The sequence below is a fragment of the Microbulbifer okhotskensis genome, assembly GCF_023895975.1.
GTDB classification, from domain to species: Bacteria; Pseudomonadota; Gammaproteobacteria; order Pseudomonadales; family Cellvibrionaceae; genus Microbulbifer; species Microbulbifer okhotskensis.
Map to the genome: position 1 here is coordinate 18,087 of NZ_JALBWM010000027.1, position 10,294 is coordinate 28,380.

Genomic DNA, 10,294 nt, shown 5'->3' on the forward strand with positions numbered 1-10,294 from the left:
TGCCGATTGAATATTTGGAGCGGTGAAGGCTAAAACTTGAGGTGCGTCTCACTCCTGCTGAGATACGATCCGCATTCTGTGGTGTGGATACCATTCTTCAAAAAATATCTATTCTCTTCGTTTCTGTGAGATTTGAATTTCCTCACATCTGACAATCGTTCTATTCAATACAATGTCGCAGCTCAAAGCCCGGTTGTGTTTGGGTTTTATTGTGGTCCTGCTTTAGCTTGTCTGGCAGGAATTGATTGTTATGAGTTTGGTCGGAGGTAGGCCGCATGTTCAGAATTCTTCAGATAGTTATTCTCTTTCTGTTGGCAAACGCTGGGCATGCTCAGGGTGTTAACAGGGACGATATTCGGGGTCTGGATGAACAGATTCAGAGTGTAAAAAAAGATGTGATAGATCTCACTGCCGAGCTGGCCCAGCTCGAGGAAAAACTATTATTTCCCTCTAATACACAGGTGGCATTGTTTATCTCTGTAGCAGATGACAAGCCCTTTGAGCTGGAGTCTGTTGAGGTAACCCTAAACGGACAGATTGTTGCCCACCACCTTTATACCTATCGGGAGATTGAGTCCCTGCAGAAAGGTGGAGTTCAAAAGATCTACACAGGTAATGTGTTGGTGGGAGGTCACCCTCTGCAGGTTAACTTCATTGGTAAATCTCCTTCAGGAAAAGAATACCGGGGCAGTGCCTCATATACCGTAGAAAAAGCGGTAGGTCCAAAATTTGTTGAGATCAGGGTTCTTGGAACTGAGTCAGCGATTAGTTTTAAGGACTGGTAATCATGCTCAGGTCCTTGGTAAACAGGTTGTCCGGCCAGGCTAGGGCGACCCTTGGTGTTATCCCTTTATCGCTTTGTCTGTTGACGGGAGCAAGCGCAGATGCCGCTATGGAAGACGGTGAGAAGCTTGAAGATCTGTTCTTCGGCACGGCAATGTTCTATGCCCACCAGGAAAATTATTTTGATGCGATTGTGGCGCTCGATACCGAGCTAGACCAGTATCATCGTTTAGATCAACCCGAACTCGATCCTTTTAGTGCGCACCTGGGTCAGGCCGAATTTTCCGTGGGGGACCTGGAACTGTCATACCGCATGCACCGGGAAGCCGGGCGGGCTATTGAAGCGGTGCTAAAGGGCAATGTCCCTCAGCCGGTGCGCAATGAGGCCGCTTATCGACTGGCCAAAATCCACTACCACAAGCAGCAGCCGCGCAATGCCTTGCATGCGCTGGAAATGATAGAAGGCCAGGTGCCTTTAAAAGTTCGAGCAGAAGAGCAGTTTTTACGCGCTCGAGTTTATATGGAGCTCGGTCGTTTTGAAGACGCTGTTGAGTTGTTGGAGGAGCTTAAGGGTGATGAATCCCTCGGTGGGTTTGTGTCCTTCAACCTCGGCATTGCGCAATTAAAGGCAGGTAAGGAGGAGCGCGGTGTTCTGGAACTCACCGCGCTGGGAAGAAAGCGCAGCGCTAATGCGGCGCCACAGGCCTTGTACGATAAAACTAACCTGCTGCTCGGTTCGTACCTGATGGAGCTGGGGAAGTTGGATATGGCGCGCCCCTATTTCGACCGGGTAAACCTGGATGGTCCATTTTCAAACCGCGCACTGCTCGGGGTGGGTTGGGCAGAAGCCCGCGCAGGTCGCTTTGATCGGGCATTGGTGCCCTGGAAAATGTTACAGGACCGCAAGAACACCAATGAATCTGTGCAGGAGGTCATGCTTGCCGTCCCCTATGCCTATGGCAAGTTGGATGTGCACAGTACCGCCGCAATTAATTATGGCCGCGCGTTGGATGCCTTTGGTCGGGAAATCGACACGCTCACCCAGTCAATTCACAGTATTCGCAGGGGGAAATTTCTCGAAGCATTGCGTCGCAAGGAAGCTACCCAGGTACAGAACTGGGTAGTGGCGCTGCGAAATTTGCCCGAAGCACCGGAGACTCACTACCTGCTGGACCTGATGGCGTCCAATGATTATCAGGAATTTTTGCGTAACTACCGCGATCTCAATGATTTGTTCGAGCGCAATGAAGAGTGGCTGAAAAGCTTGACCGCCTACGAGAATATCATTGGTATTCGTCGGGCCTACTACGAACCATTGCTCCCAGAACTGGATCGCCAATTTCGGGGGCTGGATGCCCGTATTCAGTTGCGGATTGAGCAGCGCGATCAATTTTCCGGCCGCATCGAGCAGATGCTGGTTTCCCGCCGTCCCGAATATCTGGCTACCGCTGAAGAGCAGGAAGTGCGCCTGAAGTTACTGCGAGTCAATCGTGAAATAGGCGAGCATCCACAAGGCTTTACTGCAGATACTTTAAGTCGTGTAGAGCGACTTAAAGGCGTGCTGGATTTGCGCCTTTCATCTGAGTACGACTTTCGGCTTACCGAGGCCTATAAGCACCTGGCTGAGCTAAATCAAGAGATCGAAGCTCTGCAGTCCATTTACGATTCCTATGTACGCAGCCGGCAGGCGGCTACACACAGCTATAGCGGTTACGACCGAAATATCGCCCGTCAGCGCGCTCGTATACGGCAGACCCAGCAGCGTTTGAAAACTCTGATGGCTCGTCAGGGCATGATGCTTGAAACTCTGGCTATTCAGGAGTTGGAGCGCCGGCGGACGCAATTGGAAAGCTACCAGATCAAAGCACGCTTTGCTCTGGCAGATAGTTATGATCGAGCCAATGAATTGCAAGAACAGCGCGCAGATGAAATAAAGGTTGAGCAACACCGGGAGCAGAAAGCGGAAGAAATTCCCTTGGGAAATCCACCAGAGATGGAAAAGGGTTCAAATCCGGAAGAGGGGGGTGATTCATGAGTTTGAAGCCCCGTTTAGCATTGAAAGCCAAGGTATTTATCGATCGATTTGTCGGTGCTGCATTTGTCGCACTGTTAGTGAGTGGCTGTGCAATAAACAGCGGTAAGACCATTGGCAGTCTGCAAAGTGTCGATGTGGACATTCAAGAAGAGCATATTGATGGCAGTTTGGAGAAAGCCCTGGTCAGTTATCAGCGCTACCTACAGGAAACTCCGGAATCAAAGTTGACTCCAGAAGCCATGCGGCGGATTGCGGACCTGAAAATTAAACAGGCCCACCGTGCAGAAGATGCGGTATTTGATAACCTTGCCGGAGCTGTAGCCGAAAGTGGCGCAGTGATAGCTGTGGATGCACCGGAAGTGTCGACTGAGAGCACACTGGATACACCTGCTGCCAGTGCGTCAATAGTAAAACCGAAAGCGGTACCACAAAAGCGGTTTGCGGCTACTGAGGCTGAAGTGGAGAGCGATGCTGAATTTGAGGTCCGTGCCAGTGGCAGCATCGCAGTTGCCACTGATGAAACCCCGTTGCAAACCCCCGGTGTCGATTCCGACGCGATGATGTCGGCCAATGCCCGGGAAGCAATAGATCTCTATTTAAATCTATTGAAGAAATACCCCCTATACCATCGCAACGACCAGGTGATGTATCAATTATCCCGTGCCTACGAAGAAGCTGGCCAAATAGATACGGCGGTTGATGTATTGCGCCAGTTAGTCGCCAAGTATCCCGATTCACGCCATATCGACGAGTCTTGGTTCCGGCTTGGGGAATACTCATTTACGCGCAAGAAGTTTCTCGATGCCGAGGACGCCTACGGCAAAGTGATCGATATTGGTGTGATATCCAGTTTTTACGAATTGGCGCTGTACAAACGCGGCTGGACGCTGTTTAAGCAGGATATGTATGAAATGGCCCTGGATGATTACATAGAGATGCTCGATTACAAGGTATCCCAGGGCTATGACTTTGATCAGCAGAGCAATAGGGGGGAGCGCAAGCATATCGACGATACTTTTCGTGTGGTCAGCCTGAGTTTCTCCTACCTGGAAGGTCCAGATTCCGTAGTTGACTACTTTACGCGTAAAGGCAGTCGGGATTACGAGTTCCGGGTTTATCGTCAACTGGGTGAATACTATCTGGAAAAACGTCGCTACCAGGATGCGGCCACCTCCTATATAGCTTTTGTGGATCGCAACCCGCTGCACAAGGTTTCTGCAGATTTTTCAATTCGTGTTATTGAAATTTACGACAAAGGGGGTTTCCCCAAACTGGTGCTGGAGGCGAAAAAGGCCTTTGCCAATACCTATGCGTTGAACGCCGAGTACTGGACCGCATTTGATATTAATGAGTATGGTGAGGTTGTTGCCTTCCTGCAAACCAACCTTATCGATCTTGCTGGCCACTACCACTCGGCTTATCAGAATAAGAAGCTGAAAGATAAAAAAGTAGAAAACTACCGTGAGGCTATCCACTGGTATCGCAGTTATTTGCAGTCATTTGCTGAAACCGAACGGGCACCAGAGATCAACTACCAGCTTGCGGGCTTGATGCTGGAAAATCGTGATTTCCATGGGGCGGCCTTGGAATATGAGCGTACAGCTTATAATTACCCTGTCCACAAAGATTCCAGTGAGGCCGGTTACGCTGCGGTTTACGCTTATCGGGAACACCTTTCGAATAATTTAAAAGGAGTGTCTGCGGAGCAGCGCGCCCCCCTACTGCGGGAAATTATTCGTTCGTCTCTGACTTTTGCGGCTACCTTTCCGGAGCACGGAAAAGCACCACAAATCATGCTCGGTGCAGTGGAAGATCTCTATGGTTTGAAAGACTATGCGCCGGCCATTGTTAATGGTCGTTCACTGCTGGAACAATTCCCTACGGCAGAGCAGGACATTCGCCGCTCTACCTGGATGCTCGTTGCTCACGCTTCCTTTGACACAAAAGTGTATGTCGATGCAGAAATCGCCTACGGTGAGACTTTAAACTTGACTGCTGAAGATGCGGAGGATCGGGTTGCTCTGGTAGATAATCTTGCGGCTTCCATTTATCAGCAGGGAGATAGGGCACGCCAACAGGACGATCATGTTGCAGCAGCGGGTCATTTTCTGCGTATCCGCAACGTTGCTCCCGGTGCGACACTACTGGCGACCGCTGAATACGATGCGGCGGCCTCGCTGATAATCCTTAAAGATTGGACCCAGGCGGCAATGGTGCTGAACAACTTCCGCAATTACTTTCCTGAGCACCAGCTGGCCAAGGATGTTACTAAGAAACTGGCGGTGGTTTACCAGGAGAGTGGCGAGTTATTGCTGGCCGCTGCGGAATTCGAACGTATAGAGCGTGAATCAGAGGATGATGAGATTCGTCGCGAAGCACTGACCCAGGCCGCTGATCTGTATGCCGCTGCAAAAGATAGCGATAAGGCCCTGACAGTATTACGCCGATATGTTGACTTGTTCCCGGACCCGTTGGAACCGGCTCTGGAAACTAGGCAAAAAATTGCCAATATCTACAAAGATTCCGGTGATCAAAAGCGTTATATGCAAGCGTTGCGTGAGCTGGTGCGAATTGAATCTCGCGGTGGTGCGCAGCGCAGTGATCGAACCCGCTTCCTTGCGGGTAGTGCAGCACTGCTATTGGCCGAGCCCAGTTTCGAAGCTTTTGCTCGGGTGGAATTGGTTAAGCCTATTGAGCAGAGCCTTAACCTGAAGCGCAAGCGGATGAAAACAGCCATCGCGGCTTTCACCAACCTGATTGACTACCAGGTAGCAGATGTCACCGCTGCAGCCACTTATTACCTGGCTGAGATTTATCTCCACTTTAGTGTGGCTCTGAAGAACTCTGAGCGCCCCGATAATTTGAGTGCACTCGAACTGGAAGAGTACGAACTGGCCTTGGAAGAGCAGATATACCCCTTCGAGGAAAAAGCGATCTCGGTTTATCAAAAAAATGTTGGTCTGTTGGGGGTAGGGATCTACAACCCCTGGATCGATAAAAGTATCGGCAAGCTTGCTGGGTTGATGCCGGCGCGTTATGCGCGCACAGAAGAAGCTGGTGATTATCTGCAAAATATTATACCGCTACCACCTGTGCCGGAATTGCCGGCAGTCGGAGAGGCGGTTTCCGGCCAGTGATACAAAGTGTTTGCCAGCTTGGAGTGGAAGGTTATGCAACAAAAAATACGACTGTTTTTTATCGTAGTGTTAACTCTGTTATTGGGTGCTTGCGCCACTACTCAGACCCGCTCAGGAAAAATATCCGATTACTCCTCTGTTCGGATTTCGGGCAGTATTAATCGGGATTTCGAACGTTCCCTTGAGTATTTGGAAGAGCAGGATTATGTGCGGGCTATTGAACTCCTGCAGTCTGTGGTAGAACGCGAGCAGCGCCTGCCGGCGCCTTATATCAATCTGGGTATTGCCTATTACAAAATTGAGGATAAAAAAAAAGCAGAGGACGCTTTTTTGCAGGCACTGGCCCTGGATGATAAGCATCCCGTGGCAACCAATGAGCTGGCGGTTCTCTATCGAAAGCAGGGCCGCTTTGCTGATGCACGAAAAATTTATGTGAATGCCTTGGCAGAAAACCCCGAATACCTGCCTTTGATAAAAAATCTTGGCATATTGTGTGATCTCTATCTGCAAGATCTCCAGTGCGCTCTGGCACAATTCCAACACTATATGAAACTAGAACCAGCAGACCAGAATGTCACTATCTGGTTGGCGGATCTTCAACGAAGGGCGGGTAAGTGATGTTTGAGTCTAAACAGATTTTTTCATTGGTTGCTGCTCTTTTGATGTTTTCTCCCACCTTTGCTCAGTCTGAGGGTGAGGAGGAGTCCACTGAAAGCAAAGTAGACTCCAAAATTAAAGAATTATCGGGAATTTCCATTATTGGCAATAAGGAAGCACCCAAGTCTCTCTACATTGTCCCCTGGAAAAGTTCCGAGGTAGGTGTCGAGAGTGACCTTGTCTCCAGTCTGATGGACGATAAACTCAAACCGCTTGATAAGGATGTTTTCATGCGAGAGTTGGAGTTCTACCAGCTAAGCCTGTCTGGCGATTAGCGCCATCTTTTCTCTGGTCGTGGCCAGGGCAGCACTAACAAATTGTTGAAAACCCTCGGGGGGGTTCAGCCTGGGTTTGCGACGCCTATCAGCAAGCCCTTCACCAAAAATTACTGCAGTATTTCTCTAGAGGGTTAGTAATGGATATTTTTAACAGCGTCATCGAGTTTTTCCAGACTGGCGGTACCTTTATGTACCCCATCCTTGTGGTTGCTGCACTGGGCAGTGCGGTGGCAATTGAACGGTTTATTCGCCTGCACCTGGAGCGCCGCAGCAATCGCAATATGTGGGATAAATTACAGCCAGTACTGGCTTCCGGGGACTTTGATCGTGCTCGCAATCTGGTAAAGAATGATGACTCCAGTGTGGGTAAATTACTGGCCATGGGGCTCGCTCGCCAGGGAACTGTTCGCCGTCGCGAAGACATAGAAATCGCGATGGAAGAGAGCATGATGGAAATTACTCCGCAGTTAGAAAAACGCACGCCTTATGTGGCGTTATTTTCTAATATTGCAACGCTGCTAGGGCTACTGGGTACCATTATGGGCCTGATTGAAGCCTTTACGGCTGTGGCTAATGCCAACCCGGCAGAAAAAGCCGACTTGCTGTCTGCCAGTATTTCGGTAGCGATGAACACCACAGCCTTCGGCCTTATGACTGGTATTCCTCTGTTGATTGTGCATGCCCTGCTGAATTCTCTCACAGGTGAAATTATCGACAGTCTGGAAATGGTCTCTGTGAAAGCTTCAAACTTGATTGATAGTGCAACCCGCCGCCGTATCGAGGTAGAGGTACCGACCGCGAAGACTTCCCCAAAAGCGGCAGCAGCAAAAGAACAGCCAGAAGCCCAGCAAGCGGAAACTGCGTAATGAGAAGGCGGCGCCACGGGCGAGATAAAGAGGCCCCAGAACTGGATATCACCGCCTTCCTGAACTTGATGGTGGTGTTGGTGCCTTTCCTGCTGGTATCGGCGGTGTTTTCACGGGTGACTATTCTGGAGCTGAATATGCCCAGTGGCGCAGGTGGCGGTGCCCCGGATGATCCTGTGGTAACGGTGGAAGTCGTCGTGCGCAGTGATGCACTGGAAATCAGTGACGGTGAAAAAGTGATTGCGCGCTTTCCGAACCTGTATCTTGCCGAGGTCGGCGAGGAGGATCAAGGGGACGCCGCGCTGCAAGAAGGCGTCCAGCAGCAGGATCAGATACTGTCAGCTTTGCCGACGGCAGAAGTGTACGACCTTAAAAAGCTCACGGAATTTTTGTTGGAAGTAAAGGCCAGTTACCCGGATAAAACTGACACCATTTTGCTGATGGAGGCAGAAATTGCCTACGAACATTTGGTCGGGGTTATGGATACCGTGCGCGGAGCCGAGGTGCGTGTTGAGGGGAGTGACCCCAGTGATCCGGATGCCGTAGAGAAAGTAATTTTGTTCCCCGATATATCCATAGGAGATGCGCCGTGAGACATGAAAGCCGACGCATGAAGCGCATGGCTCGAAGCCACAAGCGCAAAAAAACCTCTGGGATGAATCTTACTTCCTTAATGGATGTTTTTACCATTCTGGTGTTCTTTCTCTTGACCAACACCTCCAGTAACGAGGCGCTGGAACCTCCCAAGGTGATTACACTGCCGGATTCTGTGGTTGAAACCAAGCCGAGGGAAACGGTCACTCTAATGGTGACGGCCGAGGAGATTTTGGTTGAATCCAGCTCTGTGGTGATCACCAGCGAAGTGATTGAGAGTGAAGAAATTGTTATCGAGTCGATCAAGCAGGCGATGATCGCGGAACTGGATAAGGCGATTGGTGTTGCCCTGGCCTCCACTGCAGAAGGGGAGAGCGAGACACAGGGCGAGCAGGAGCCGGAACCACCGGAGGTCAATATTCTTGCGGATCGGGGCATTCCGTTCAGTTTGCTGAAAAAGGTGATGTCCAGCTGTACTGCGGCCGGCTACACCAAAGTTTCACTGGCGGTTATTCAGAAAGCATCTCAGGGTTAATGGAAGTTTGTGAGTAATTTTCTTCAACAACAGCAGGCTGTCAACGAGACGCTTGAAGCGGTTCGTGTGCGCATGCAACTGCTCGAGGGTGAGCGGCAACAGATCGAAGAGAAGCTGTCTGAATTACAGGTTCAGGGCTCCAAGTATCAGTTGCTTGATGAAATTTCTGAACGCCTGGGCAGACTGGAGGCGGCCGGTGCAGGAGGAATGTTCTGGGCTGATAACTTCCACGAAAACGCATCGGCACAAGTTATCCAGCGCATTGCCGAGTCGACCCGTGGCTATAACGAAAGCTTGGATCGGTTGCAGCAGCAGCGTGACGATATTCTCAATAGAATGGTCCTGTGCAATGAGGAAATCTTTGCGTTGGATGATCGCGCCGATGAACTACGTCGCGAGGAGGAAGAGTCAAAGTTCGAATTCGAGATTACCCGGGAATTTGAGCAGCCTGGTTTCCGTCCTATGGTTATGCCTTGGCATAATCAGGGTGAGGACGAGAACCGGTTTCGTCTGTGTGTGTTTGTGTCGCTGTTTATGGCGGCCCTACTGGGTTATTTAGTGCCGCTCTACACGCTGCCCGAACCCGAATCACAAGTGGTGGAGATTCCCGAGCGCCTAGCCAAGCTGGTAATAGAGAAGAAAAGCAAGCCCAAGCCACCACCTGAACCGGAAAAGGCAAAGCCCAAGAAAGAGGAAAAGAAACCCGAGCAGAGGCCTGAACAGAAAGTGGCCAAGCAGGAGCCAAAGCCGTCCAAGAAAGAGAAGAAGCAAGCGCGTAAAAAAGCCGAGCGCGCCGGTGTTCTGGCCTTTAAAGATAATTTCCAAGATCTTATACAGGACGATCTGGATAACCGCTTGGGCCAGCAGACCCAGTTGAGTACCGAAGGCAAGAAGGAGAATCGTAGTCAGCGCTCACTCATTAATGCCGCCTCTACCGCTGGAAGCGGCGGAATCAATACGGCTGATCTGAGTCGCAATGTGGGCGGATCTGGATCGAATCTCGGCGGTGTGGCTTTTACCCGTGTTGAGAGTTCTATTGGCACAGAGGGTGATTTTGCCGGAGAAGATCGACCGCTTAGCGATGGTGTCGGCCCCTCGCGCACGGACGAGGAAATCCAGATTGTTTTCGACCGCTATAAAGCGACATTGTATCGTATCTACAATCGCGAGCTGCGTAACAATCCGGCGTTACAGGGCAAGATGGTATTGAAAATTACTATTGAGCCCGATGGATCGGTATCGAAAGTTAGCACCCACTCCAGTGATGTAGACTCGTCGTCTCTGAATGCCAAAATTTTGGCGAGGGTTAAACGAATTAATTTTGGTGCAAAGGATGGCGTGCCGACGATTACTATTCTCTACCCCATCGACTTCCTTCCTCCAGGTTAAATAATCTGGTTGACCGGAGT

At 50.4% G+C, this 10,294-nt stretch carries 9 protein-coding genes; all 9 read left to right on the forward strand.

Going from position 1 to position 10,294, the window contains the following annotated elements:
* Window positions 1–275: 275 nt before the first annotated feature.
* The 9 genes from MO867_RS08685 (at window position 276) to MO867_RS23795 (ending at window position 10,274) form a co-directional block, all read left to right on the forward strand.
* Window positions 276–785, forward strand: coding sequence for a hypothetical protein (locus tag MO867_RS08685; protein ID WP_252465956.1), 510 nt, complete (start codon window positions 276–278; stop codon window positions 783–785).
* Between the two features lie 2 nt (window positions 786–787).
* Complete coding sequence (locus MO867_RS08690; RefSeq protein WP_252465957.1) at window positions 788–2,818, forward strand: tetratricopeptide repeat protein; 2,031 nt, start codon at window positions 788–790, stop codon at window positions 2,816–2,818.
* Window positions 2,815–5,955, forward strand: a complete 3,141-nt coding sequence (locus MO867_RS08695) for a tetratricopeptide repeat protein (protein ID WP_252465958.1) — start codon at window positions 2,815–2,817, stop codon at window positions 5,953–5,955. Before MO867_RS08690 ends, MO867_RS08695 begins: the two co-directional genes overlap by 4 nt.
* Window positions 5,956–5,988: 33 nt before the next feature.
* Window positions 5,989–6,573, forward strand: coding sequence for a tetratricopeptide repeat protein (locus tag MO867_RS08700; RefSeq protein WP_252465959.1), 585 nt, complete (start codon window positions 5,989–5,991; stop codon window positions 6,571–6,573).
* Window positions 6,573–6,887 (forward strand): hypothetical protein, encoded by a 315-nt coding sequence (locus MO867_RS08705; RefSeq protein ID WP_252465960.1) that lies wholly within the window; start codon window positions 6,573–6,575, stop codon window positions 6,885–6,887. The genes MO867_RS08700 and MO867_RS08705 overlap by 1 nt, the downstream gene beginning before the upstream one ends.
* A 140-nt stretch (window positions 6,888–7,027) precedes the next feature.
* The gene (locus MO867_RS08710) at window positions 7,028–7,756 is read left to right on the forward strand and encodes a MotA/TolQ/ExbB proton channel family protein (protein ID WP_252465961.1); all 729 of its coding nucleotides are present in this window, start codon (window positions 7,028–7,030) and stop codon (window positions 7,754–7,756) included.
* The gene (locus MO867_RS08715; RefSeq protein ID WP_252465962.1) at window positions 7,756–8,349 is read left to right on the forward strand and encodes an ExbD/TolR family protein; all 594 of its coding nucleotides are present in this window, start codon (window positions 7,756–7,758) and stop codon (window positions 8,347–8,349) included. The genes MO867_RS08710 and MO867_RS08715 overlap by 1 nt, the downstream gene beginning before the upstream one ends.
* The gene (locus tag MO867_RS08720; protein ID WP_252465963.1) at window positions 8,346–8,885 is read left to right on the forward strand and encodes an ExbD/TolR family protein; all 540 of its coding nucleotides are present in this window, start codon (window positions 8,346–8,348) and stop codon (window positions 8,883–8,885) included. The genes MO867_RS08715 and MO867_RS08720 overlap by 4 nt, the downstream gene beginning before the upstream one ends.
* A gap of 9 nt (window positions 8,886–8,894) precedes the next feature.
* Window positions 8,895–10,274: an AgmX/PglI C-terminal domain-containing protein gene (locus tag MO867_RS23795; RefSeq protein ID WP_252465964.1), complete on the forward strand. Its 1,380-nt coding sequence runs from the start codon at window positions 8,895–8,897 to the stop codon at window positions 10,272–10,274.
* Window positions 10,275–10,294 lie beyond the last annotated feature (20 nt).

Bases quoted from the DNA above. Each gene is read 5' to 3' on its own strand.
- MO867_RS08685 (WP_252465956.1), top strand. From the start codon at position 276: ATGTTCAGAATTCTTCAGATAGTTATTCTCTTTCTGTTGGCAAACGCT.
- MO867_RS08690 (WP_252465957.1), top strand. From the start codon at position 788: ATGCTCAGGTCCTTGGTAAACAGGTTGTCCGGCCAGGCTAGGGCGACC.
- MO867_RS08695 (WP_252465958.1), top strand. From the start codon at position 2,815: ATGAGTTTGAAGCCCCGTTTAGCATTGAAAGCCAAGGTATTTATCGAT.
- MO867_RS08700 (WP_252465959.1), top strand. From the start codon at position 5,989: ATGCAACAAAAAATACGACTGTTTTTTATCGTAGTGTTAACTCTGTTA.
- MO867_RS08705 (WP_252465960.1), top strand. From the start codon at position 6,573: ATGTTTGAGTCTAAACAGATTTTTTCATTGGTTGCTGCTCTTTTGATG.
- MO867_RS08710 (WP_252465961.1), top strand. From the start codon at position 7,028: ATGGATATTTTTAACAGCGTCATCGAGTTTTTCCAGACTGGCGGTACC.
- MO867_RS08715 (WP_252465962.1), top strand. From the start codon at position 7,756: ATGAGAAGGCGGCGCCACGGGCGAGATAAAGAGGCCCCAGAACTGGAT.